The sequence below is a fragment of the Chryseolinea lacunae genome, from assembly GCF_016735595.1.
Lineage (GTDB): Bacteria > Bacteroidota > Bacteroidia > Cytophagales > Cyclobacteriaceae > Chryseolinea > Chryseolinea lacunae.
The window spans coordinates 660,572-685,964 of record NZ_JAERRB010000002.1 but is presented as its reverse complement, the minus strand read 5'-3'; the positions used below and the strand labels follow the sequence as shown (position 1 = coordinate 685,964).

At 52.7% G+C, this 25,393-nt stretch carries 16 protein-coding genes; 3 read left to right on the top strand and 13 right to left on the bottom strand.

The window, feature by feature from the left end; genetic code table 11:
• Positions 1-11: 11 nt before the first annotated feature.
• Positions 12-515 carry a SixA phosphatase family protein gene (locus JI741_RS08515; protein ID WP_202008617.1) on the top strand — a complete coding sequence of 168 codons (504 nt, stop codon included), beginning with the start codon at positions 12-14 and terminating at the stop codon, positions 513-515.
• On the opposite strand, the gene JI741_RS08510 is transcribed toward JI741_RS08515, so the two are convergent.
• The 4 genes from JI741_RS08510 to lon form a co-directional block, all read right to left on the bottom strand.
• Positions 516-1,574, bottom strand: a complete 1,059-nt coding sequence (locus JI741_RS08510) for a DUF4421 family protein (protein ID WP_202008616.1) — start codon at positions 1,572-1,574, stop codon at positions 516-518.
• Positions 1,575-1,646: 72 nt separating this feature from the next.
• A complete protein-coding gene (hslU, locus tag JI741_RS08505; RefSeq protein ID WP_202008615.1) occupies positions 1,647-3,053 on the bottom strand; it encodes an ATP-dependent protease ATPase subunit HslU in 1,407 nt (468 codons plus the stop codon).
• Entirely contained in the window at positions 3,050-4,051 is a 1,002-nt protein-coding gene (gene porQ, locus JI741_RS08500) for a type IX secretion system protein PorQ (RefSeq protein WP_202008614.1), read from the bottom strand. The genes hslU and porQ overlap by 4 nt, the downstream gene beginning before the upstream one ends.
• Positions 4,052-4,112: 61 nt before the next feature.
• The gene (gene lon, locus JI741_RS08495; RefSeq protein ID WP_202008613.1) at positions 4,113-6,572 is read right to left on the bottom strand and encodes an endopeptidase La; all 2,460 of its coding nucleotides are present in this window, start codon (positions 6,570-6,572) and stop codon (positions 4,113-4,115) included.
• Positions 6,573-6,729: 157 nt separating this feature from the next.
• Here lon and JI741_RS08490 point away from each other — a divergent pair, with 157 nt between their 5' ends.
• Positions 6,730-8,700: an OmpA family protein gene (locus tag JI741_RS08490; RefSeq protein WP_369411738.1), complete on the top strand. Its 1,971-nt coding sequence runs from the start codon at positions 6,730-6,732 to the stop codon at positions 8,698-8,700.
• Between the two features lie 67 nt (positions 8,701-8,767).
• Here the strand turns inward: JI741_RS08490 and JI741_RS08485 are convergent, their stop codons facing one another.
• The 4 genes from JI741_RS08485 to JI741_RS08470 form a co-directional block, all read right to left on the bottom strand.
• Complete coding sequence (locus tag JI741_RS08485; RefSeq protein WP_202008612.1) at positions 8,768-9,586, bottom strand: DUF4097 family beta strand repeat-containing protein; 819 nt, start codon at positions 9,584-9,586, stop codon at positions 8,768-8,770.
• A gap of 109 nt (positions 9,587-9,695) precedes the next feature.
• Positions 9,696-10,586 (bottom strand): DUF4097 family beta strand repeat-containing protein, encoded by an 891-nt coding sequence (locus JI741_RS08480; protein ID WP_202008611.1) that lies wholly within the window; start codon positions 10,584-10,586, stop codon positions 9,696-9,698.
• Positions 10,587-10,619: 33 nt separating this feature from the next.
• Positions 10,620-11,405, bottom strand: coding sequence for a HEAT repeat domain-containing protein (locus JI741_RS08475; protein ID WP_202008610.1), 786 nt, complete (start codon positions 11,403-11,405; stop codon positions 10,620-10,622).
• Positions 11,406-11,408: 3 nt separating this feature from the next.
• Entirely contained in the window at positions 11,409-11,963 is a 555-nt protein-coding gene (locus JI741_RS08470) for an RNA polymerase sigma factor (protein WP_236675953.1), read from the bottom strand.
• Between the two features lie 348 nt (positions 11,964-12,311).
• Between JI741_RS08470 and JI741_RS08465 the strand changes: the two genes are divergently transcribed.
• The gene (locus JI741_RS08465; RefSeq protein ID WP_202008609.1) at positions 12,312-14,204 is read left to right on the top strand and encodes a CHASE3 domain-containing protein; all 1,893 of its coding nucleotides are present in this window, start codon (positions 12,312-12,314) and stop codon (positions 14,202-14,204) included.
• 114 nt (positions 14,205-14,318) lie between these two features.
• Here JI741_RS08465 and JI741_RS08460 read toward each other — a convergent pair whose 3' ends face one another.
• The 5 genes from JI741_RS08460 to JI741_RS08440 form a co-directional block, all read right to left on the bottom strand.
• Entirely contained in the window at positions 14,319-14,918 is a 600-nt protein-coding gene (locus tag JI741_RS08460; protein ID WP_202008608.1) for a hypothetical protein, read from the bottom strand.
• A 202-nt stretch (positions 14,919-15,120) separates the two neighbouring features.
• Entirely contained in the window at positions 15,121-17,097 is a 1,977-nt protein-coding gene (locus tag JI741_RS08455) for a transglutaminase family protein (RefSeq protein ID WP_236675952.1), read from the bottom strand.
• A gap of 83 nt (positions 17,098-17,180) precedes the next feature.
• On the bottom strand, positions 17,181-18,260 hold the full coding sequence (locus JI741_RS08450; RefSeq protein ID WP_202008606.1) for an amidohydrolase family protein: 1,080 nt from the start codon (positions 18,258-18,260) through the stop codon (positions 17,181-17,183).
• 99 nt (positions 18,261-18,359) lie between these two features.
• A complete protein-coding gene (locus tag JI741_RS08445) occupies positions 18,360-21,860 on the bottom strand; it encodes a VCBS repeat-containing protein (RefSeq protein WP_202008605.1) in 3,501 nt (1,166 codons plus the stop codon).
• Positions 21,857-25,348 (bottom strand): VCBS repeat-containing protein, encoded by a 3,492-nt coding sequence (locus tag JI741_RS08440; protein ID WP_202008604.1) that lies wholly within the window; start codon positions 25,346-25,348, stop codon positions 21,857-21,859. Before JI741_RS08440 ends, JI741_RS08445 begins: the two co-directional genes overlap by 4 nt.
• Between the last annotated feature and the right edge of the window lie 45 nt (positions 25,349-25,393).

Below are 25,393 nucleotides of genomic sequence, written 5' to 3'. Positions count from 1 at the left end.
AAATTTAAGCTGTGAAAACACTCTACATCATACGCCACGCCAAATCCAGCTGGGAAGATCCGCTGCAGGGAGACCACGACCGTCCCCTCAACGAGCGGGGCAAACGCGACGCACCCCGCATGGGCAAGCGTCTCAAAGAAAAGAACATTCATCCCGATGCCATGGTGTCGAGCACGGCCAAACGCGCGCTGTCCACCGCCAAGCGCATCGCCAAGGTGCTTGAGTTTCCAAAGGATTCTATCAAGAAAGAAAAGACGCTCTATCATGCCGACGAAGTGACCCTGCTCTCGACGGTGCAGGAACTCAACGACAAACTCAACACCGTGATGCTGTTCGGACACAACCCCGGCCTCACCGACTTTGTGAACACCCTCATGGATCGCGAACAGGACATCGACAACGTGCCGACCTGCGGCGTGGTGGCCTTTGAATTTGATTTCGACAAATGGAGCGATGTGAACTGGGGCAAAGGCACGATGTTGTTCTTCGACTACCCCAAGAGCAAGGAAGACTAGCTAGAAACCCAACGCCCGGGGCAGATCACGGACGCGTTTTGTTAACACGCCAAACTCTTTGAAGCGATAGCCAAAGAGTATCTTGAATGTTCCGGTGGAGCTGGTAAGTTTCACATCGTCGAACTGGGCCGTGTGATTTTGCGTCACAAAACTCATCCCGCCAAAAAACCGGTCGCCGCTATAGCCCAGGGCAATGCGCGCCGTGATGAAACCCGAAAACTTGATGTCGTTTTTTGTGCTGCCGTCTTCCAGGCGATAGAACAGCCAGTTGTGTGCCGGCCCCACGGCCAGCGTGCCGTTCAGAAAAAATCCCCGTTGAATGAGGCTGTAGGTATAGCCCGGCGCGATGGCAAACGTAGTGGACTTAATCTGCATGATGTGCGAGTCGCCGCCAAACTCCGCGGCATACTGTTCGCCGAGAATGGCCGAATCGCCCTGCGCTTTGAACCACGTCACCGAACTGAACAACAGGAACGAACCTGCGCTGCGCAACTGGCGTTCGGCAAAGTTGTAGGCCGAGCGAAACGAAAATTTCTTGTTGCTGAAAACATAGTTGCCCGTCAGCCCCACGTTGCGCGTCTCGATGTCGGGACGTTGGGGGAACGGGGTGTTGGCCGGTATTTTATCGGCAGGGTCGTCGATATAGAAACCTTTGTATTTCTGATGATAGACGTCGAGGCCCCATTGCTTGCCCAGGATGTTCAGTTGCAGGTCGCTTGCTTTGGACTCGCCGTAGAGATCTTTTTGTTTTTCTTCTACCGGAATGGAGAAGGTGAGCTCGGCCGCAATCTCGAAGAGATAAACGCCCATCCCAAACCCGAAGGGCCGGTTCGATTTGTAGGCCACCTTGCGATTGGGCGCGGCCAATGTTTCCATGGTGAAGTCGAGCCGCCGTTGCTTCAACACCGGCCACACAAAAAAATGATCGGGATAACGTTTGATGTTAATCCCGCGCAGCGAATCATACCGTTCCCGCGGACTCACCGACACCTCGGCGTCGCCCTGTGCCCACAACGTGACGGCACTCAACCAAAACCCTATGCACACAACAACCTTCATCTCCGTTTGAAACCTTGAGGTGAAAGCCTTGACGGCACGTGATATGAGTTAACGTTGAGCCTGTGCATCCGATCAAAGAATAAACTGGCTCAGGTCTTTGTTTTTCACGAGGTCGCTCAATTTCTCGCGCACCATCACAGCGTTGATGCCAATGTGGGCGTTTGCCGAAATCTTGTCGGGCACGTCGAAGAGAAACTCGTTCAGCAATTTGCTCATCACCGTGTGGAGGCGACGCGCGCCGATGTTCTCCACTTCGGCGTTGATGGCGAACGCGGTGCTGGCAATTTCCTCCAGCGCGTCTTCCGTAAACACAATGTCCACCCCTTCGGCGGCAAACAACGCCTGGTATTGTTTGGTCAGTGCATTGCGGGGTTCTTTCAGAATGCGGATAAAGTCGGCCTTGGTGAGGTTGTCAAGCTCCACGCGGATGGGGAAACGTCCCTGCAATTCGGGAATGAGGTCCGAAGGTTTTGAAATGTGAAACGCACCCGCGGCAATGAACAACACGTGGTCGGTTTTGATGACGCCGTGTTTCGTATTCACCGTGCTGCCTTCCACGATGGGAAGCAGATCGCGCTGCACGCCCTCACGGCTCACGTCGGGGCCGCCGCCACCCTTCTTGCTGCCCGAGGCAATCTTATCTATTTCGTCTATAAAAATGATGCCGGCATCTTCGGCGCGCTTGATGGCCTCTTCCTTCACTTCATCCATGTCGATGAGTTTGGCGGCTTCTTCTTCCAGCAAAATCTGGCGTGCTTCGGCCACGGTCACTTTGCGCTTGCGGCTTTTCTTGGGCATCATGCCGTTGATCATCTCCTGCAAATTCATCATCGACACTTCGTCTACCATGCCGCCGCCCACCATGCCGATGTTGCTGCCGCCGGTGCCCTTGATGTTGATGTCGATCTTGCGGTCTTCCAGTTCGCCGTTCCTGATTTTTTCACGGAAGTGATGACGCGTGCGCTCGTTCAGCTCCACATCGCTGGTGGGTGTTTCCGATTCCGACGGTTCGCCCTGCGAAAAACCCGTTGTCGGTTTAATAGTCGTTTGGCGCATCGGGGGTATGAGTGCATCGAGTATAATCTCCTCCACGGCTTGCGCGGCCTTCTCTTTCACTTCTTCCTTTTTCTTGGCCTTCACCAGGTTCACGGCTTGCTCCACAAGGTCGCGCACCATGCTCTCCACGTCGCGGCCCACATAGCCCACTTCGGTGAACTTCGAGGCTTCCACTTTTACAAACGGAGCATCGGCAATTTTTGCAAGACGGCGCGCAATTTCTGTTTTGCCCACACCTGTGGCACCGATCATAAGAATGTTGTTGGGTACAATTTCGCCCTGCATATCCGACTGCACGTTCATGCGGCGCCAGCGGTTGCGCAACGCAATGGCTACATTCCTTTTGGCTTCGTATTGGCCGATAATGTATTTATCAAGCTCTTCAACGATCTGTTTCGGTGTTAAATATTTTGAATCCATCATAGGTCTCTTCGCTTCAACAGTGAATCAATATTTTTAGAAAGGGTGAAGGTGTAGCCCGCATTGCCCACCACATAACCGCCGCGGCTAAACACAAACTCAACCGACTTTATGCGCGCCGAAAATCCGAACGAGAGGCCCGCGCCTCCCCCGGCATTGGCCAGCTTCAGCTCCTGGTGCACCAGGTAGTTATAGCCCAGCAGCACGTTCACATTTTTGTGCAGCAACACCTCGGCTCCAAAGGTAAGGCGGCGCAGCACCTTATCAAACGATCCGGGCGCGGCGTCGGGGTCGTTGTAGATCACGTTGCGTCGCGCCAGGTTATAGCCGGTTATAGAAAAGCGTAGCGGCATGTGCTCGGGCTTGAAGGTAACACCCAACTGCACATCGAAGGGCAATGTGGCACTGCTGGTGGGCGAATATTGCGACAACACGGCGCCAAGGTTCTTCACCGCCAGGCCCACACGCAAATCTTGCGACGGGTGAACAAACAGTCCGCCCACGTCCATCATGAGGGCGCTGGCGCGATAGCCGGCAATGTTGGAGAACGCCATCTTCACATTCACCCCCAAACGGAAGTGCCGCACCTGGTGGCTCTTGCCCACCACCAACACGGTTTCGCCCGACTTGAAATCGTCGGTGGGTGCGCCGGTGGCGTCGTAGCCGTTAATGGTGCCGTAGTTGAGGTGCTGGACGCCAAAGTTGAGCGTGCCCAGTTTTTTAAATTTATGCGCGTAGGCCACAGTGGCCTGGCCGATACTGGCCACATAGAATTGATAGGATGCAGAGGCTGTTCCGGCGAGCGAATCGCCGCTGAGGGCCGGGTTGCTGAAAAAGAAGTTGAGGTCGCGATCGGCCAGCGAAACATTGGGGCCGCCCAGGGCTGCCTGACGTGCATTGTTGGGCATGTGCAAAAACTCGAACGACTTGCGCACGCCGTCCTGCGCAAACGCAGGTGTGGTTAGAGCCACCAACAGGTAAAGTAAAAGTTTTCTCCGCACGGGCACGCCTTGATCTTTACAAATGGGTGGGGGTTATCACGACGCCCAAAAATAAGAATTTTCAGGCGTTAACCTTCTCCTGGGCAAAGACAAACTTCATGGGCTTTTCCACCTGTTCCTTCAACAACGCCACCTTCAGCACTTCGTCTACCGATTCGACATAGTGGAAGACCAGGCCTTTGATGTAGTGTTTTTCGATTTCTTCGATGTCGCGACGGTTCTTGCTGCTCAGCACCAGTTCTTTGATGCCACTGCGTTTTGCGGCCAGAATTTTTTCTTTGATGCCGCCCACGGGCAACACTTTTCCCCGCAGCGTGATTTCCCCCGTCATGGCCAGCTTTGCTTTCACTTTGCGTTGGGTGAAGATGGATGCCAGCGACGTGAACATGGTGATACCCGCCGAAGGGCCGTCTTTGGGAACGGCACCCGCCGGCACGTGTATGTGCAGGTCGTATTGTTGAAAAATACGATAGTCGATGTTGAGCGATTCGGCGTTGGACTTCAGATACGACAACGCGGCAACAGCCGATTCTTTCATTACATCGCCGAGCTGACCCGAGATGGTGAGCGCGCCTTTGCCCTTGCTGAGGCTTGATTCTACAAAAAGGATTTCCCCTCCAACTTGTGTCCACGCCAGGCCAGTGACCACCCCGGCGATGTCGTTGCCCTGATACAGTTCTTCGTCGAAGATTTCTGTGCCCAGCACTTTCACCACGGTTTCTTCCGTCACCATTTTGTCGAAGGGCTCTTCCATGGCCACCGATTTGGCGATGCTGCGGATGAGGGTTCCGATTTTGCGTTCCAGGTTTCGAACACCCGATTCGCGCGTGTAGCTGTTCACCACTTTGGTGATGGCCGCTCTCGATATTTTCACATCGGAGGTCCGCAGCCCGTGTTCTTTCAGCTGCTTGGGCACGAGGTGTTTTATGGCGATCTCCACTTTTTCTTCCAGCGTGTAGCCCGACACTTCAATCACCTCCATGCGGTCGCGCAACGCGGGATGTATGGTGTCGAGGGCGTTGGCCGTGGCGATGAATAAAACTTTCGACAAGTCGTATTCAACCTCCAGGTAGTTATCGCCAAAGGTATTGTTCTGTTCGGGGTCCAGCACTTCCAGCATGGCCGACGAAGGGTCGCCACGGAAATCGGATTTCACCTTGTCGATTTCATCGAGTATAAACACCGGGTTCGACGACTGTGCCTTCTTGAGGTTTTGCAGGATCTTGCCCGGCATCGCGCCCACATAGGTTTTACGATGGCCGCGGATTTCCGCTTCATCATGCACGCCGCCCAGCGACATGCGTATGTATTTTCGTTGCAGTGCCTTTGCAATGGAACGGCCCAGCGATGTTTTGCCCACACCGGGAGGTCCATAGAGACAAAGGATGGGACCTCGCATGTCGCCTTTCAGCTTCAGCACGGCGAGGTATTCGAGGATGCGCGTCTTCACTTTCTCTAACCCGAAGTGATCGTGGTCTAGAATTTTCTTGGCGCGCTTCAGATCGAAGTCGTCTTCGGTATAGTCGCCCCACGGCAGGTCGAGCATAAACTCCACGTAGTTCATGGCCACGGGATATTCGGCGGCCATCGGGTTGATGCGCAATAGTTTGTCGAGCTCTTTGTTGAAGTGGTCTTCAACGGTTTTGGGCCACACTTTGCTTTCGGCACGCTTCCGGAGTTTTTCAACTTCCTTGTCCGGTCCGTCAAAGCCCAACTCGTCCTGCAACACTTTTATTTGTTGACGCAGGAAATAGTCGCGTTGTTGCTGATCGATGTCGGTGTGCACCTTCTTCTGAATTTCATGCTTGATCTCCAGCATCTGGATGTCTTTCAGCATGAATTGCAACAGCAGTGTGCCGCGGTCGATGAGGTTTTGTGTTTCTAATATCTTTTGCTTGTCGGCCACTTCCACGTTGAGGTTCGATGCCAGAAAATGGACGAGGAACGACATGCTCGAAATGTTGTCGAGGGCCACCTGGGCTTCGATGGGAATTTCGGGATTGAGCTTCAGGATTTTGGTGGCCGCATCTTTCAGCGACTGCACCAGCGCCTTGGTCTCTTTGTTGTTGGCGTTGAGCTTGGGTTCGGGTTGAAGTTGAATGTGGGCAGTGAGGTAAGGTTCCTCCTGCACAAATTCCTTGATGCTGAAACGGTTCTTGCCCTGGATGATGATGGTGGTGTTGCCGTCGGGAAGCACCAGCATTTTGATGATGCGGGCCACGGTGCCGGCGCGGTAGAGGTCTTCGATGGTGGGCTCTTCGGCCTGCGAGTTTTTTTGCGCCACCACGCCAATGATGCGATTTCCCTGGTAGGCCTTCTTCACCAGCTTGATAGACTTCTGGCGCCCCACCGTGATGGGGATCACCACACCGGGAAACAATACGGTATTTTTGATGGGCAAAATCGAAAGTTCTGCTGGTAGATCTTCGGGCTTGAGTTCGGAGTCCTGCTCAGGATTAATCAATTGAATGAGGTCATCCGATTCTTCCTGAACGAGTTGTATGGGTAGTGCCTTAAACATGGTTCCTTTTAATGTCAAACTGACGGGGCCTGCGTCCCGCTGCCGGGAATTGGGCAGGCGTGGGTAAAGGACAATAGTAGTGCCAAGAGAGTTGTAAAAGAAGCAAAATTGTCTCAACTTTATCGGATTGGCGTGATTTTTTACCAAACAAGGTTCCGTGAAAACCTACTTTTTAATCTTTATCACCGCCCTTTGGCTGGTGGCTCACGCTCCGCTCATGGCCCAGAAGCCGAAGAAGAAATTTAAAAAAGGCGGAGTTGTTCAGTTGGACGATAGCCTGACACGCTACAGCCAATCTGACATCTTTCTATTTCCCAACCTGGTCAAGGTCCGCTACTATACCGACCGCGAAAAGCTCCAGCACATCAAAGCCCTGGCCGCCGTTGGCGACTACGAAGGCCAATATGCCGCCCTCAAACCCTACGTGAAAAACTTCGGCCCCGACAACTTTTCGCGCGACACGCAACTGCTGTGGGACCTGGCCAAACTATCGCAGCGACTGGGCCCTCCCGGCGAAGCCGTGCTCCTCTACAAGCTTGTGCTCAAGCACCTCCCCCAAACCATTGACGGCAAACAGGTGAAGAGCGAGTTCGACACCCTCACCCGAAACGACAAGGATCTGTATGTGCCCCTGAAAGACTACTACGAACTGGTGGCCTATCGCAAAGAGATCGACACCCTGCGCCCTCCCCAGGGCGTGTTGCTCAACATGGGCGAGGCCATCAACTCAGACAAGGAAGACTATGGCCCCACCATTGGCCATGTTGACAACATGCTGCTGTTTACCTCCAAGCGCAACAAGGGCAAGGACCTGATGAACAAAACCTACAACGAAGATCTGTTCTACACCCTGAAAGTTGACGACAACAACTGGGGTTTTGCCGAAGAATTCAAGACCATCAACACACCCTACAATGAAGGCTCAGCCTGCCTCAGCAAAGACGGCAAGCAGTTGTATTTCGCACGCTGCAATTCGCCCGACTCGCACGGCAGCTGCGATATCTTCATGGCCGTGCTCAAACCCGACAGCACGTTTGGCGATGTAAAAAATCTTGGGCCCAACATCAACAGCATTTCGTGGGATTCGCAGCCGTCGCTCTCCCACTCGGGCGACACACTATTCTTCGCCTCCGACCGGATCGGCGGCTTTGGCTATTCGGATATCTATTTTTCGGTGAAAGACAAAACCGGCGCATGGCAGCGGGCACAAAACCTCGGCCCCATTGTGAACACCCGCGGCTTTGAAGTGAGTCCGTTTTTTCACCATGCCTTCAATGTGCTTTACTTCAGTTCTAACGGGCAGCCACTCACGTTTGGAGACTTCGACATCTATAAAGCGCAGAAGTTCAGTGTGGCGTGGGAAGAACCCAAAAACATTGGCCCGCTGGTGAATGGCCCCGGCAGTGAATATTATTTCACCATCGACTCCGAGTCACACTTTCTCTACTATGCGCGCTCCGCAGCCGACGACATCAACAACCTCGACCTGCATTCGTTCCCCGTGCCCATGGAAGCTCAGCCCAACGCCACGGCGCGACTGAAAGGGTCGCTCATCAATTCCGAAACCAAGAAACCTTTCAAGGGCATTGTGTCGGTGATAGACCTGGACAAGGGTGTGGAAGTGGCGCCGAAGTTTTTGCGCGAAGACGGGTCGTTCGATTTCAACCTCATCAACAAACGCAACTACCTGCTCATCATTCAGGGCGACGACTTCTTCCGCATCGAAGAATTGTTCTTTATGGATGGCGACACCGAAATGAACCGCGAGGCCGATCCGCTTGAAAGCAGCATCGCGTTCAAATCGCTGGAGTTCGAAAACGGCAAGGCCGATATCCTGCCCACCATGCACCAGGATCTTGACAAGCTGGCCAATTTCATGATCGACCATCCCAAGTTCAAGCTCAACATCTCGGGCCACACCGATTCGCAGGGCAAGGAAGAATCGAATCTCCGGTTGTCGCAGGCGCGCGCCGATGCCATCAAGGCCTATCTCATCTATCAGTTCAAGATCGAAGCCGCCCGCATCGATGCGCACGGCTACGGAAGCTCCAAACCTATTGTGGGCGAAGAAACCGACGAAGACCGCAAGCTGAACCGCCGCGTGGAATTTGTGATCACCCGCGACTAAAAAAAAAATCTCTGTGCCACAACCGGTTTGCCGCACAGAGATGTGTCTCCTGAATTTTTACTGACGCTTATTTTTTACGAAGGAAGATGTCGCCGTTGTAGTTCTTGATGGTAACTTCGGGGCCACCGCCATTCACATCGCCGCGTTTCCATTCGTCGATCACGATTTTATAGACACCCGACTTCGTGTCCTTCTTTTGCACGGGTCCCGTGCTTTGAAAGTTCACATCAAAACCCGAGTAGATGTCGCCTTGTTCCGTTTTCATTTTGAAGGTGGCCTTCACCGTGGCCGGGAACGTGAGGTCCACATCGCCGTTGTAGGTTGAGTAGGACATCGGGGTTCCTTCAGTCACTTTGTCGAACGTCACTTTGATGGTGCCGTTATAAGTAGTGGCCACTACCGATCCGGAAATGCTGGTGGCCGTGATTTCGCCGTTGTAGTTGGTGAGCTCGATGGTGCCTTGAATGTTGTTCACCACAAGATCGCCGTCGTTGTAGGTCTTCACGTCGAGGTCCATGCCGGAGGGCACTTCAATTTCAAGACTCATTTTGTGGCTCCACGAATCGGACGACACTTTCACATTGTTTTCGTTCTCGGTCACTTCCAGGTCCATGCCACTGCCGCCCACACGGCGCAGCCCGTCTTTGGTGGCGCCACCTTTGTCTTCGTCTGCTTCTCCCGAATATTTCACCAGGATGTCTTTGCGCGCCGTGCCCTTCACGGTAATGGATCCATAGTTGATGTGTGCTCTCAGTTTTCCTTTCTTGCCAGGATCGGTGAGCGGCACGGTGAATTGGTTGCTGGTTTGCGACCACGCGATGGAGGTGGCGATCAGCATGAGCCCGAGGGTTATGGAGGAGATGGCTATTATCAGTTGCTTTTTCATAGTCGTTCTTGTCTTGAATACGTGTCCGTTTGTTTTGATGGAGACACACGCCTCGTGTCGAAGGTGCACCTTCGCCGGTGTGGGCTCCGTTGTTTTTACTTGTTGATGCTTAATTTGTTTTCTCCTTCAGATAGACATCGCCGTTAAACGTTTCGAAGTCGAGGTTTGCGCCGCCGGTTCCTACTTTGAAGCGATTGTCGTTCACTTTATATTTTATGCCCTTGTTGGAATCTTTCTTCTCGACCGTTACCGGCATAGGCTCCAGCTTTTCGATGTTGGTGTAAAAACTTCCATTGAAGCTCTCGAACGAAAGGTTGGCCGCCAGCCCTTTTTGAAACCAGGCATTGATGTCGCCGTTGAGCGTGTAGAAGCGGCAATCCTGTGGCGGGTTCTTTGCATACTCCACATCCACGTTGCCGTTGATGGTGCTGGCCTCGGCCTCGCCAATAAGATTCTGCAGGCGGATGCTTCCGTTCACGTTGTTGGCCATCACGGCGCCTTTCACATTTTCAACGTCCACATCGCCGTTGTTCACCGTGCTCACCGAAAGGTTGATGGAATAGGGAACCTTCACCACAAAATCCATTTTGTAGTCGTAGTCGTGGCGGCAATTGTCGCAGTTGTTGTTCCACGAATAGCCCCAGTTCCGGTTGTTGTGATTGTTGTGTTTGTGATCTTGTTTGCCAAACGATCCACATTCGCCGGCCACATAGAGGATGAGCGAATCGGCCAGGTCGACCACACCAAGTTGAATTTCACTCTTGCCTTTTTCGAGGCGCGCGGCGCTTTTGGCGTTGATGGTTTTGGTGACCTCCACCAGAATTTTTTCGCCTTCATAGCCCACCACCTTGATGCTTCCGTTGATGTTGGCAATCATCACCGCGTTGGCGGCATTCTTCTTTTCGAAGGAGAGTTCTTTTACCACTTTTTCGGTGTGTGTTTGGGCGGCCAGTGGCAGCATCGCCATCGCCATAAGTCCCAGGGTTATCCATGTTTTCATACGGTTGTAGTTTTCGATTTTTTTTGGAGACCGTTATATGATCACCTGAATGCTTTCGCGTATTTTCTTTTTCACGTCCACGGGTGTGTTCTCGTTCTTGAGAATTTTTTCCAGTTCCTTCACCGACGACTTCACTTGCAATTGCGCCATCACTTCGGCCAGCGACAACTGCACCAGGGGCGAGTCTTGTTTGCTGATGGAACGAATCAGTTCTTCGCGCACTTTGCTATCCTTCACATAAGGCTTCAAGGCTTCCAGGGCGGCAAGGCGCACGTTCACGTTGTCGTCGTGGTTAAGGGTTTGCAACAAGGCGCTGGTCACTTTATGGCTGGCCTGATCCATGTCTTCGGTGAGGCTCACTGCTTTGAGACGGTCGGTGGCCGATTCCTTTTCGAGCAACGACAGCATCATCATTTCTTTCAAGTCGCGCACTTCTTCACCCAGGCGTCCGATCTGTTCATCTTTCTGTTGCCCCGGTGCCCGCAGCAAGAAGCCCGCGGCCAAACCCAACAGCAGGGTTACCGAAGCAAAGGCCAGGCGGGGTGCAAAGTCGGGCCATGCAAAAAATGCTTTCCACGAAAATCCGGCTGCGCTTTTCTTCTCCTGGGCCAGCATGTGATAGAAGGTGTCGTTGAGCTGCATCGATGGGGCCGGCAGGGTCATGCGGTCGAGCCGCTCATCCAAAGCCTGCAATTCGTGCAGTTCGCCAAGGTCTATCAGCCCCTCTTCAATCAGCTTTTCAATGAGCTTCAGTTCCACGGGGTCGGCCTGGGCGGCGTTATATTTGGCGATCAGTTCTTGTATTCTCTCGGTGTTCATAAATCACATGTGTTTTTCCAATTCCCTATACACAGCCTTCAGATCCTGCAGGGCTCTGAAGACTTTCACTTTCACGGCACCCTCGGAGCATCCGAGGATTTCGCCGATCTCTTTATACTTCTTGTCCTGAAATTTGCTGAGCAGCAGCACCTCGCGTTTGTCTTCCGGCAATCTGTCCATGGCCATGGAGAGAAGTTGCAATTCTTCATCTTTCTGATATTCGGTCGACCGGTTTTCGTCTGTGCCCAGGCGTTCCTGCCAGTTTTCGAGTGAATCTTTTGCCTTCAGTTTGTCTTTGCGGAAGTGGTCGTGGTTCACATTGCGCGCGATGTGATACATCCACGTCCGGAAGTCGCCCTCTCCGCGGAAGAGGTAGCGGTACTTCAAAATCCGCAGGAAAACATTCTGCACGAGGTCTTCGCTCAGTTCGGCATCCTTGTTCATGCCATAGAAGAAGCCAAACAACGGCCTTTTGTAGCGCTCAAAAAGCAGTCCCAGCTTGTCAAGGTCGTTGTCCTTGACCTTCAGCATCAAGGCATTGTCGGTCAGTGCTTCCAAATCCGGAGGTAAAAGTTTTCAAGATGGGAAACTCAGGGTTTCCTATTAGGTTACAGCTAAAGGTAAGGTTTCCCGAAATTTTATAAACCGCCTCAACACACCATTGGGTGTGCATCCCCTGCCACCATGAGCATTCCGGCAGCGCTGCCGGTCCGGGCCGCAAGAGCTTGCTGGCTCTGAAAGTGATAGAGAACTGGCCAGCGTCCTTACGGGGGTAAGATTAATCCGGCAATACTAATTTAAGTACCATGCCAAACCAAGGATGGTCACCGCGGGCGAACCGGCATGATTTTCTAGCATATACGCATTAAATTTTGTATCTTATTGACACGCCCATTCCAACCTCACATGCGTCGTGTAGCAAACTACCTCGTAGCATCCATACTGCTGACGCTGCTCAGCGGCGCCATTAAGTATTATAATGTGGCCGAGAAAAAAGAAACTACACAGTTGTTGAATCATGCGCACGAGGTAATTCATGAATCCTATTCGTTGCTCACCACCTTGCTGGATGCAGAAACCGGGCAACGTGGCTTTGTGCTCACCGGCGATTCGTCCTACCTGCTGCCTTACGAAACCGCCATTGCCATCGTCGATGCGAAAGTGAACACGCTCAGCAGCCTAACCGACGACAATCCGGTGATGAGCGATTTGTTTCATCGCGACATCGTGCCCCTGGTGCAGCAGAAGCGCCAGGAACTGCGGAAATCACTCACGCTGCTTCAAACGCAAGGACAAGCCGCCACTGTGGCCTTTATTAAAAACGACTCCGGGAAAATCAGCATGGACCATTTGCGTAGCGCTCTGGACCGCATCCGCGACTATGAAGACACGCAACTGAACCTCCGGAACAACCGGCTGCGCACCATCTATTTTATCAACGACACCATTCACTACGCCAGCTTTTTCCTGATCAGCCTGGTGTCGGGCTATGCACTGTATGTGCTGCTGCTGCAAAACCGGCGCAACCGCGAATTGCTCACAGGTCTTCACGAAGCTAACCGCACGCTGGAACAAAAGGTGCACGATCGCACCCTGGAACTGGAAAAGAAAAATCATCTCACCGAAAAGCTGAACAAAGACATCCAGGAAAATTTCGAAGAGCTCGAATCGTTCTACGACGCCCTTCAAACCAGCAGCGCCTTTGCCGAAGACACCCTGCGCGAAATCCGCGACCTCTACGACAACGCACCGTGCGGGTATCATTCGCTTGCAGCAGACGGCACCTTGCAACGGATGAACGCTACCGAACTGAACTGGCTGGGCTACACACGGGAAGAGGTTGTTGGCAAATTGAAGTTCAAAAATCTGATCACACCCACCAGCGCGAGATTGTTTGATAAAAAATTTCAGACCTTCAAGCAACAAGGAGAAATCAGAAACCTGGAGTTTGAAATGCAACGAAAAGACGGCACATGCTTTCCAGTGCTCATCAACGCCACCGCCATCTACAACGCCCAAGGTGAATACATCTCCAGCCGGAGCGCGGTTATTGACCTCACCGAACGAAAAAAGCTGGAATTGCAACTGCTCGATGCCAATGCCGTGCTGATCCGGCTGAACGAAGAGAAGAACCACTTCCTCGGCATCGCCACCCACGATTTAAAAAGTCCGCTCAATGGTGTGCTGGGGCTGATCAACCTCATCAAGATGCAGGCGCACAACCTCACGGCCGATCAATTGCAGTATTTGCGCATGATGGAAGACTCCAGCATCAACATGCAAATGCTTATCAAAAACCTGCTGGACATCAATCGTATCGAGCAAGGGCTCAACACGGTGAACAAGGAATACGTAGCCATCAGTGCCCTCCTGAAAAAACAGTATCAGGTGTTTCGGGAAAGTGCCCAGAAGAAAAACATTTCCCTCATCCTCCAGGACCATGTGCCCGATTTTCATTTCCATACCGACCCCGAAATGCTTTCGCGCATCCTGGAAAATCTGATTTCGAACGCCATCAAGTTTTCGCCGTCTTATCGCGAGGTGGCCATCTCGGTTATCCGCACCGAAACCTATATCCGGTTCGAGGTGCTCGACCAGGGGCCGGGCATTTCGAAGCAGGACCGCGAAAAACTGTTTGGCAAATTTCAACGGCTCTCGGCCCGGCCCACCGCCGGCGAAAGTTCGTCAGGCCTGGGCCTGTCTATCGTGAAAGAGTTGGTGAACGCCCTCAATGGAAATATCGTAGTGGAAAGCGATGAGAACCGGGGATCAAAGTTCATTGTGGAACTGCCCCTTTGATTTTTTACTGGCAACAGAACCTTCCGGAAAGCAGAAGGCCCGAACCGCCGCAACACGTTGCGTCCGACCCAGGCCTGCCTTAAATTCTTATGGTAGTTGTCTTCCCGAATATTTCTACGAATGCCGCATAGACGCCAGCTTGTTGCGTTCGTCTTGCAGCTCGCGCGAAAGTTTGGTTTGCTTGTCCATGGCGCGGTGCTTGTATTCCTCAAACTCGTTGGTGAGGGCACTCACGGCCAGGTTTCTTTCGCTCAACGATTTGCTTTGCAGTTTCATGCGGCCAAAAACAATGGCCACAAACGCGATGAGCCCGCCGAGAATGGAGGCGACCACGGTGAGAAAAACACCTTTGTTAAAATCTATTCCCAGCACCGTGATGTGCGTGCTGGCATACATAACGTCCTCCATGGATTTTTCTTTGGCATTGAGGGCGGCCACGGTTTTGCTCAACTCGGCTTTCAGACCGTTCACATTGGCCTGGCCGGCGCGGATCGCAGCGTCTTTGGCGGTGAGCGAATCGGTCACAATTTTCCAGACCCCGTCCAGCACAAACTCCTTGATAACTTTATAGTCGCCATAGCTTTGCGACTTTGACTTCATGAGCAGGAAGCGTTCGCGTAAGGTGTGGGCACCTTGAACAGCTTCGGTGGCCGTCTGCGCAAAAGAAAGGGAACAAGCCAGCAGACAAGCACACAACACCAGAGACGTTTTCATAGCTGATCGTTTAAACCAAAGATGGTTCAAAGGTAAGGCACGGTTCCTATAAAGGCACACCATTCTTGTATTAATCTCAAAATAAATCGATCAATGCCCGAATGTGGAGATTAAGGGAACAGCCGGCCTGCATTAGGCCCTCAGCCAGAACCTTCGGCGGACCCGGCAACGCCAACAAAGTCGCCGCGAATGGTCGCATCGCTCAGGATTTCTTTTTGAAGACAAGATCCGTTCTCTGTGCTGCCACCACCCGGTCGAAAAGCTCTTTCAGATAATGATATTCCGCGGGGCTATAAACGGTTTTGTTGATGAGGAACGAGCTGTTCACGGTCACCGTATGGCCGACATTCTGCACATTGTACATGTAGCGTCCGCCTGCGGCCGGCAATGCCAGTCCAACCTTTTCCGGCAATTCGCTCAGTTCCAGTTCTTCGGGATAGTCCATCACCAGCACCACGGTTTGTTCGAGGGGCGGGCCAAAGTCGACGGGATAGAGGCGTTCGGGCGACTTGAACGGGTTGTTGTTCGTGCGCTCCATGAGGAAGGGATTGAACAGGAAGTTGTCGTGGGCCGAGGCGTCATAGACCTCCGCCTCCACATCGTATTTCACAATGAGGGGCTTTTTCAGGTCGTCCACGTTTTCGAAATGATAGCCGGTCACCGTGATGCCGTTCAAGTTTTTGGTGACCTTGCCCACGTATTCCTTTTCGCTTCCGTAGGATGCAATCAAGGCGCGCTGGGTGGCTGCTTCATAACCGAAATAGGTATTGTTGATGGTGCCCTTGGCCAGACCGGTGTTTGCCAGCGCGAGGTTCACAATGGTGACCGTGCGCTCCTTGTCTGCGGGTTTCAGGTCATACCAATACGATTCCTTCTCGGCCATCACACGTCCCTTGCCATTGAGGCAGCGCTCGGGCAACATGCCGAAAGACGCAAAGTCTTCTGTGGCGTCGAGCAGGTAGACCTTGTCTTTAATGTTGACCTTGGCCACCACGTAGTTAAAATCCGTCACCACCGGGTAGAGTTCATTCACCAGTCCGTTTTTCCGTGTCGACAAAATCAACGGGTCGGCCGAAAGGCCCGCATATTTCAACGCCGCCACCAGCGACAAATTGATGTCGCCCACGTTTCCGGTTTTTGATTCGAAGGCTTTCCTGATTCCAAACTCACTGTAGATGCCATAGACGTCGTTCCAGCGATAGTGCGCTTTTATGAAGTCATATATTTTCTGGGCCTTCGCGAGTTCGTCGGTTTCGCCGGCAATGACCACGTTCACGTGTTGGTCAACAATGTCTTCTCCCCTTCTCACCTGGATGCCAAACTTGTTTTCCCTCCTCAGCTCGTCGTCGATGTCTTTCCATTCGCGGGTGATCTTGTCTTTGTGCCCATCAAAATAGTGAACCTCGGCCAGTTCAAAATTCACAACCGAGAGGAAGTTCGATTTTGCCGTCATGTATTCTTCTTCTTTGAAGGCGGGAATGTCGACCATGGTGAACTTCATCAACACACAGTCGGCCGACTGACCTCCGGGTTTGAAACAATCGCGTTTGATTTCACTATCGTTGCTTTTCAACGAGAGATAACCTCGCAGAGAAATGTTGTATTTATAGTTGGCGGGAATAAGCGCCCAGTATTCGCTGGCGATTTTCGGAATGTCAGACTGAAACTCCCACGAACGGAAGTTGAAGCGAAAGGGCGACGCAATCTCATACGACACGTCAATGACGCTTCCCACGCGCACGTTGGGGAGCGCGAACTTCTTGATGTCGTAAAACTTGCTGTAGTTCTCTAAAAATTGTTCCTTCTGTGTGAGCTTCACTTCGCGCATCGAACCATTTTCCACGTTGAAGGTGGAGGCCTGCACATTCCGGACAAACTCTTTTCGCTCGTCTTGCTTGCGCAACGGTATTTCGAAATTGGCGCGCTCAAGCCCTGCCTTTTTCAGGATCTTTATTTTCACGTGATAGCGGAAAATCAGATTCATATCGTCGTGATCTTCCATGTAGGCCTCGCCAAATTCTTTCAGCACAACGGCATCGGCGGAGGTGTCCTGCTCGTAGGTTTTTATATTCAGTTCGCGGTAGGTCACCTCGCCAAAAGGAAATCCATTGAACTGGGCTGAGCATATAAAAGGGATGACAATAAAACCGACAAGGGTAATTGCAAAAACGGATCGCATGGCTCGGAAAACAAGTTAGGGAGCCAAGATAAAATAAAAACACGGCCGTCACAACTGCCCGGGCAACACGCCGGTTACCCAGATCAGCCCGGCATCTTAAACCAACGCATGGCGTTTGCCCTGTAAATTTTATCCACCACCGTGCGTGGCAATTTCAGGCCTTTAAATTCTCCGTTCACATTTTCGGAAGTCATCTTGTCGTCGGTCACAAAATATTTCCAATCGGCCTTCCAGGTTTCGTGCACTTGCTTGCGCACGTCGTCGCTGTTGTAGCTGTCTTTTATTTCCGAGTCCGTGGCATAGATGAGGCGGTCCTGGTAGCGGATAAAGAAGTTCCGGATCTTGTCGTAGTCGGCGAGTGATTGGTGTTGCAGGTGCGAAATGCGCTCGGCCATGTCGACCGCCATGTTGGGAAATTTGTCGAGGCGTTTGGCCAGCTCGTCCACGCTCCACTCCAGGCTTCCGAGGTGGGCCCCTACAAAACGCATGTCGGGATGTTTTTCGATGAAGTGATCGCGCGCGTTAATCTGATCTTCGTAAGACGGATACTCGGGGTGCAGAAACATGTGATACTCGGGATGTTCCTTGAAATAGTGGCGGTCGTTGTTTACCGTCATCTGTTCGATGGGAAGCCAGCAATTTTTGGGTTCACCGAGATGGCCCATAATGGTCTTGTCCTGATCGATGATGTATTGCACTACCGAATCAAACTTCGGATCGTCAACCATGATGAACCGGCCTGTGGAGTCCTTATATGTCATCCCGATGTTCTTCCAGAGCTTAATACCCAACGCCCCCTGGTCAAACGATTCTTTGAGCCACGGAATGGTGCGGGCGGTCCAGGCCGAATCCCAGCCTTGCAGTGTGAACGCCGTGAGGAAACTCACCGTGCCCGGAACGGATTTGATCTGGTGCAGAGCAAACCGGCGTTGCTCATCCAGCGGCGGATAGCCGGGCACGTCCACGTTCACGGCGAGGATGGTGAAGTTGTCGGCTTTGGCTTGCTCGGATATGCCCGTGTTTTCGCCGTTGAGGTGCGTGTGGGTGTCAATTTTTTTCACCGAGGCAAAGTCGGCTTCCGTGTAATATTCCTTTTTGCACGATGCGAAAAAGAATGCCGCTCCCAAAAGGAAAGGAAGAATGAACCGGTTGTGTTTATTCATGTCCGTTGATTTTTTATTCATTTACAAATCCGTGTCTACCCAGGAGAGACCAACACATTTTCCATCTCATCGAAACGGCCAACCGCTCATCACAAAAAATCACTTCACACGCCGTTTCTCTCCCCGAAAGGTGGTCACTTCCAACGCGGTTATCTCTCCCGCATAGGTCAACACACGCGACGACTGCGAGAGGTAGGTTGAGCCATAATAAAACTCATGTTTGCTGCGTGTTCCGTCTTTGCGGGTAATGATGGCGTAGGCATCCGCAGGGTTGGGATGGAATGCCTGATCATAGTGCGTTCGAAACGTCTTGAGGGGTGCGCCATTGTTGGCCAACAACAGCAACGCCTGCCCCGAGGGCTGAACAAGTCGTGCCACGCCACGTGCGTCGCCGTCGGCATAAAAGCCCGATTGGGAGGCCTTCACCGGGCTGAAGTTTCCGTGCCCATCACCCTGCAACAAAAGTCCCACGGAAGCATCGTAGCGGCCTGTCGAGACTTCTGTGGCATAGAGATTTCCGGTCATCAACACATCAAGCTTTCCGTCGCCGTCAAAGTCTTCGGCCACCATGCCCTGGGCCGGCGCAAACTGTGCCTCCAACGCCAGCGCCTTCACGGCAAATTTTCCCTGTCCCAGGTTTTCGATATAGCTGGTCTGAAACCATTCGCCACACACCACATAGGCCGTTTCCAATTCCGATTTCAGAAACGAATCTTCGAACGTCGCTTCCGAATATTCTTCATACTTCCGGAAGCGATGCCGCATGGCCGTGATCTGGCTGATCAGTTCGTCGCGCGCATGCACGGTATATTTTTTTCCTTGCAGATAATACGTCATCACCGGATCGATGGACCCGTTTTTGTCATAGTCGTTGGCATAGATGCATAACGGCTCTGGCGTGGTGCCTTTGTAGCGTGTGTTCAGGCCGAGGTTGCCCGCTACATAGTCGGTGTCGCCATCGTGGTCGAAGTCACCGGCCGTAAGGCTGTTCCACCAGCCCGACGAATGCGCGAACGATTCGGTTCCCCATCGTGCAAAGCTTTTGCCGTTGTTGTTGCGGTAGCAGGTGATGGGCATGAACTCGCCCACCAGCAACAGATCAACCCAGCCGTCATTGTCCACGTCAGTCCAGAGCGCCGATGTTACCAGCCCCGCCTTCAGCAAGCCAGGTGCCACGTCACGCGTAACATCCGTGAAGCGGCATGCGTTGGGTTTCGAATCGTTCCGCAGAATGTAGCTGTCGGCGGGCATGGGATATTCTCCCGGCACAAGGCGTCCACCGATAAATAAGTCCAGGTCGCCGTCGCGATCATAGTCACCTGCGATCACGCTTGAACTGGCTTGCAACAATTCGGGGAGCGCGTCCAAGGCGGGTGTAAATTTTCCCTTGCCATCGTTCAGGTAGAGTTGGTCGCGATAGAGCGCGGAGTTTTTATGTTGCTCAGACCCGCCCGTCGCGATATAGAGATCGTCATCACCATCGCCATCGGCATCAAAGAACAGCACGCCTTCGTCTTCCGAAAGACTGTCGAGTGTTGTGGTCGCTTCCTTTTTGAACGAGCCGGCTTTCAACTGCACAAACATGCCGCCTTCGTGACTGGCTGCGCCGCCTACAAAAAAATCTTCCAGGCCGTCGCCGTTCACATCGGCCACGGCAATGCCCGGGCCACTTCGCGAATGCATGTGTGGCAACAAGGGCTGCACCTTGAAATCTACAAAGTCATTTTCCCGGTGTGTGAAGTTTATGCCTTGCTGCGCCGACACATCCTGAAACAACTTCGCCTTTTCAATGGGCACTTTGTTATTTTCCTGAACAACGGCCGATGCATGGTTCAGGATGAGTGTTTGGTTTGCCTGCACCGCTTTCAGCAACTCGTACTTGCCGTCGGGCCACGTCACTTCCAAGGAGTCGATCACAGCAATCGTATCAAGCCCAATGTGCATCACGCCATCCACTGTGGACTCATAGCCGCGGTTCAGGAAATTTTCCTGATACTGTTCATGTCCTCCATAGCGTGCTACTACTTTTGCACCAATGCCCTGTTTGTTTTGTGCCGGACCGTTGAATTTTATGCGCAGATAGTTTCGCCGGAATTTAGTGTTGCTGTTGTTTTTATAGATGCGCGCTTCTTCGTTCATCGTGTTCACCACCAGGTCGAGGTCGCCGTCGTTGTCAAGGTCGGCATAGGCTGCGCCGTGCGAGAAGCCTTCGCCTGTCAGACCCCATGCGGCCGATTGGTTGGTGAACGTGAGGTCGCCGTTGTTATGAAACACATAGTTTTTTAGGGCAGCGCCTTTCAGGGCTTTAATGGCTTCCAGTTTTTTGTCGGTCTTGGCCTGCACTGTGCCCAGGGGGGTGTTGTAAATGTTTTGATAGGTAATGTAGTCCATGTTGCCGAGGTCGCGCAAAAAACCGTTGGTCACAAACAAGTCCTTATAACCGTCGTTGTCGTAGTCGGCCAGTAGCGGGCTCCAGCTCCAGTCTGTGCTGCTCACGCCGGCCAGAAAGCTGATCTCGCTAAACGTGTTGTTGCCCTGGTTGAGTTGAAGCGTGTTGCGCGTGAACTGGGGCGCATAGCCAAGGCGCAACGAAAGTTGATACTTGTCATAGCCTGTAGGGGGAATGATGAGCTTCAGCCGCTTGTTGTCTTCGGGGCGCATGTCAAGCTCCACCACGTCCACCAATCCGTCGTTGTTGATGTCGGCCACGTCGTTGCCCATGCCGGCAAAGCTTGTGTGTTTGAAATATTCCGCGGCACGGTCGGTGAAGGTGCCGTCGTGGTTGTTTATGTACAGGATGTCATTGCCGATGAAATCGTTCGACACATACATGTCGGGCCAGCCGTCGTGGTTAATGTCGCTGATGGCCAACCCAAGGCTATAGCCTTCCGCGAGAATGCCGGCTTCGCGCGACACGTCGGTGAAAGTGTTGTTGCCGTTGTTGCGATAGAGCACGTCGGTGCTCACACCATCGCCTTTCAGCTTGCGGGGTTGAATGTGATTCACTTTGTTTTCATAAGACGCCGGATTGGTGATGACAAAAACATCAAGGTCGCCATCGCCATCGTAATCAAAAAAGGACGCATGCATTGACTGTCGCGTTTCGTTCAGCCCATAGGCTTTTGATGACTCCGTGAACGTGTTGTCGCGATTGTTGATGAACAACAGGTTGCCGCGGTTCGAAGCGTCTCCCCCACCCGACACACATTGATAGATGTCGAGCCAGCCATCGGCGTTCACGTCGGCCATCACCGCGCCCGTGGCCCACCGCTGGTTGGTGACGCCCGACGATTCGGTGATGTCTTCAAAGGTGAGGTCACCGCGGTTCACGTACAGTCGGCTGGTCACGGTGTTGCCGCTGAAGAACAAATCGGTGAGGCCGTCGTTGTTGATGTCGCCCGCAGCCACACCCGCACCGGTGTAGATGTTCATGTAGGTGTTCACATTCACGCGCTCATCTTCATCCAGCACATTGTTGAAGTGAATGCCCGTGTGACCCGACGACATCTTTTCAAAAACGGTTTCTGGTCCTTTCATGCACGAACAGACCAGCGCGGTCAAGGCCACAATCATTCCAACACTTGCAAGGTTTCGCATCATGGTTGTTCCGGTTTGCCTGAAAAATCATAGAGGGTAAACGACACCACGTCGTCCGTCAGCCGCAGCGTGCGCGACGATTGGGAAAGGTACGTGGAACCAAAGTAAAATTCATGCCGACGCGTTTTTCCGTTTTTCAATTTCAGCAACGCATACGCCGAGCGGTTCGACGCACGAAGATATTTCCCCGCGTCGCGCGACACGCGCAATTGCAGGGCGTCGTTGTTGACTCCCGAAACAATCACATCGCGGTTGTCGGCCGCCACCAAACGCGCCATGCCCTTGGCATCCTTGTCCACCACAAAACCACTTTGCCCAATGGTCTGTGCGTTGAAGTTTCCATGGCCATCGCCTTTCAACAACAAACCCGTGAAAGCATCGTAGCGGCCGGTGGAGACTTCGGTTGCATAAGAATTGCCGGACAACAACACATCTTCATTGCCGTCGCCGTCGGCATCCAGGGTCACCATGCCATAGACGGGAGCAAACTGAGCCTGCACAGGCAAGGCTGTTATTTTAAATTCTCCTTTGCCCACGTTCTCGATGTAGCTTGTTGAAAGCCATTGGGCGCTGGCATGATAGGCCGCGTCGGTTTCCGATTTCAGAAACGAATCTTCGAACGTCGCTTCCGCATAGGGTTGGTAGGTGCGGAAGCGGATGCGGATGGGACTCATCTGTTTCACCATGTCGTCCCACGAATGCACGATCTGTTGTGTTCCGTCCCAATACATGGTCATCACCGGATCAACGCTTCCCGTTTTGTCGTAGTCGCTGGCGTAGATTCTCAGCGGTTCCTTTTCGCTGGCTTTGTAGCGGGAGTTTAGCCCGAGGTTGCCGCCGATGTAGTCAGTGTCACCGTCATTGTCGAAGTCGCCGGAGGTTAAACTATTCCACCAGCCGCTGGAATTTGCCAACGATGTCGTGCCCCACGGTGCGAACGTTTTTCCACCGTCATTTCTTAAACATGTCACAGGCATAAATTCGCCCACCATCAGCAAGTCGATCCAGCCGTCATTGTCCACGTCAGTCCAGAGTGCTGTAGTGACGAGGCCTGCCTTTAAAAGAGCCGGGGCCACCTGCGAGGTCACGTCTGTAAATTTAAGATTGCCCTGTCTGGAATCGTTTCGAAAAATATAGCTCGCAGCGGGCAGTGGATATTCTCTGGGAATCAACCTGCCGCCCACAAACAAATCGAGGTCACCGTCGTGATCATAGTCAGCGGCAATCACACCCGATCCGCTTTGTGCATAGGGAGACATGACGTCTTCTGCGGGCGCGAAGTTTCCCTTGCCATCGTTCACATACAAATGGTCGATGTAGTGCGGCGAGTCTTTTGTTTCTTCCGATCCACCACTCGCCACATAAAGATCCGGATCGCCATCGCCGTCGGCATCAAAAAACAACACGCCCATGTCTTCGGACGTGGTGTCGTTTTTTGGAAGGTCCGATTTTTTGAAGTGACCATCCTTGTCTTGAAGAAACAATGCCCCGCGATGCTGCGACGCTCCGCCTACAAAAAAATCTTCAAACCCATCCGCGTTCACATCGGCCACAGCAATGCCTGGGCCGTTGCGCGAATGCATGTGCGGCAGCAAGGGTTGTGTTTTAAAATCCACATAGTCGTTCTCTTCGTGTTTGTATATGGCCTGATGCGCCGGCAAAACTTCAGCGAAGGGTGTGTTTGGAGTCGGCTCCGGTTTTTCGTCGCGCGGTTTTGAGGCGTTATGGTTCAGGGTGATCACCTGGTTGGTCTTCACATCCTGCAGCAACTCATAGCGACCGTCGGGCCAGATCACTTCCACGCTGTCGACCACGGCGGCGGAGTCCACACCAAAGTGCAGAAAGGGCTCGACCGACGACAGGTATCCGCGCACGGGTGTGAAGTATTGGTATTGCAATCTCCCCTTGTATCTCAAATACACTTTCGTTTCCCAGCCGTCGCGGTTTTTTGGTGTGCCCAGAAACTTCACACGGAGAAAGTTTGCCTTTGTTTTCGCACCGGCTTCGTGTGGTGTGGTGTTTTTCATGACTGAGGCCGGCGCGTCGATGTTGTTCACCACGAGGTCGAGGTCGCCGTCGTTGTCGAGGTCGGCATACACGGCACCGTTGGAATAGAGCGGTTCTGTGAAACCCCACGCGTCAGACTGATCGGTGAAGGTGAGATCGCCGTTGTTTTTGTATATGTACTTATGAACCTTGATGCCCGGCACTTTTGCCAGCATATCCAGACGTTCTTTTTTGTTTCCTTCTGCCGTGCCCATGCGCAAGGCGCGCTCGCTGAATTTAATAAAGTCGAGGTTTGTGATATCTTGCCGGTAGCCGTTGGTGATGAAGAGATCCTTCAACCCATCGTTGTCGTAGTCGGCCAGCAGCGGGCTCCAGCTCCAGTCGGTGGCTTCAATGCCCGCGAGGTAGCCGATGTCGCTGAAGGTTCCGTTGCCATTGTTGATCTGCAAGGTGTTTCTTAAATACTGCGGTTCGTAGCCGTAATGCAGTCCGTTTTGAAATTCGTCGTAGGTGTTGCCCATAATGGTCACCTTCCACCTCAGGTTGTCTTCCGGCAACATATCCACCTCCACCACATCCACCAGGCCATCGTTGTTGATGTCGGCCACGTCGTTACCCATGGCGTTATACGTTTGATGTTTGAGCATGGCACCCGCGCGGTTCGAAAAGGTTCCGTCGCGGTTGTTCATGTACACGAGGTCGTTGGTGATGAAGTCGTTCGACACAAATACGTCGGGCCATCCATCGTCGTTGAGGTCGCACACCTGCACGCCCAACCCAAACCCCTCGATGGTGATGCCCGCCTCAGCCGACACATCGGTGAACGTGTTGTCGCCATTGTTGCGATAGAGCTGGTCGGTGGTCGACGATTCTCCTTTCACCGACTTGGGTCGTGCGCGGTTCCGGCTATACTCTACAAAGGCGTTTCGCAAGATGTACACATCGAGGTCGCCATCTTTGTCGTAGTCCAGAAAAGCCGTTTGAATGTTGTGGCCCGTGCCCTGCAAACCATAGGCCGCCGCCGATTCGGTGAACGTGTTATTTCCGTTGTTGATGTAGAGCAAATTTTTTCTTCGCGGCGACGGTGTGTGACGCGTGCCGGCCACGCTCAGAAATATATCCGTGAAGCCATCCTGGTTGATATCGATCATGGTCACGCCGTTCACCCAAGCAGTGGTGATCAGACCGGCTTTCTCTGTGATGTCTTCAAATTTAAAATCGCCTTTGTTGAGATAAAGTTTTCCCGACGTCATATTGGCCGAGAAGTAGAGGTCTTGCAGGCCATCGTTGTTGACGTCGCCAATGCCCACGCCGCCACCGTTGAACAGGTATTCGAAGTCAAGCACGGTGAGCGTATCGGAATAGACGAGCGTGTTGGCAAATTCAATTCCGGTCTCGGCAGAAGAAAGTGTTTTGAATAGAGGATCGGGATGTCTGGAACAGGAGAATAAAATATATAACAAACAGATCTGTAGCAATCTCATTTTGTGGAACGGTGTTCTAACCATGAAGAAAGGTTTTGGCGATAT

Bases quoted from the DNA above. Each gene is read 5' to 3' on its own strand.
- JI741_RS08510 (WP_202008616.1), bottom strand. From the start codon at position 1,574: ATGAAGGTTGTTGTGTGCATAGGGTTTTGGTTGAGTGCCGTCACGTTG.
- hslU (WP_202008615.1), bottom strand. From the start codon at position 3,053: ATGATGGATTCAAAATATTTAACACCGAAACAGATCGTTGAAGAGCTT.
- lon (WP_202008613.1), bottom strand. From the start codon at position 6,572: ATGTTTAAGGCACTACCCATACAACTCGTTCAGGAAGAATCGGATGAC.
- JI741_RS08485 (WP_202008612.1), bottom strand. From the start codon at position 9,586: ATGAAAAAGCAACTGATAATAGCCATCTCCTCCATAACCCTCGGGCTC.
- JI741_RS08480 (WP_202008611.1), bottom strand. From the start codon at position 10,586: ATGAAAACATGGATAACCCTGGGACTTATGGCGATGGCGATGCTGCCA.
- JI741_RS08475 (WP_202008610.1), bottom strand. From the start codon at position 11,405: ATGAACACCGAGAGAATACAAGAACTGATCGCCAAATATAACGCCGCC.
- JI741_RS08465 (WP_202008609.1), top strand. From the start codon at position 12,312: ATGCGTCGTGTAGCAAACTACCTCGTAGCATCCATACTGCTGACGCTG.
- JI741_RS08460 (WP_202008608.1), bottom strand. From the start codon at position 14,918: ATGAAAACGTCTCTGGTGTTGTGTGCTTGTCTGCTGGCTTGTTCCCTT.
- JI741_RS08455 (WP_236675952.1), bottom strand. From the start codon at position 17,097: ATGCGATCCGTTTTTGCAATTACCCTTGTCGGTTTTATTGTCATCCCT.
- JI741_RS08450 (WP_202008606.1), bottom strand. From the start codon at position 18,260: ATGAATAAACACAACCGGTTCATTCTTCCTTTCCTTTTGGGAGCGGCA.
- JI741_RS08445 (WP_202008605.1), bottom strand. From the start codon at position 21,860: ATGATGCGAAACCTTGCAAGTGTTGGAATGATTGTGGCCTTGACCGCG.
- JI741_RS08440 (WP_202008604.1), bottom strand. From the start codon at position 25,348: ATGAGATTGCTACAGATCTGTTTGTTATATATTTTATTCTCCTGTTCC.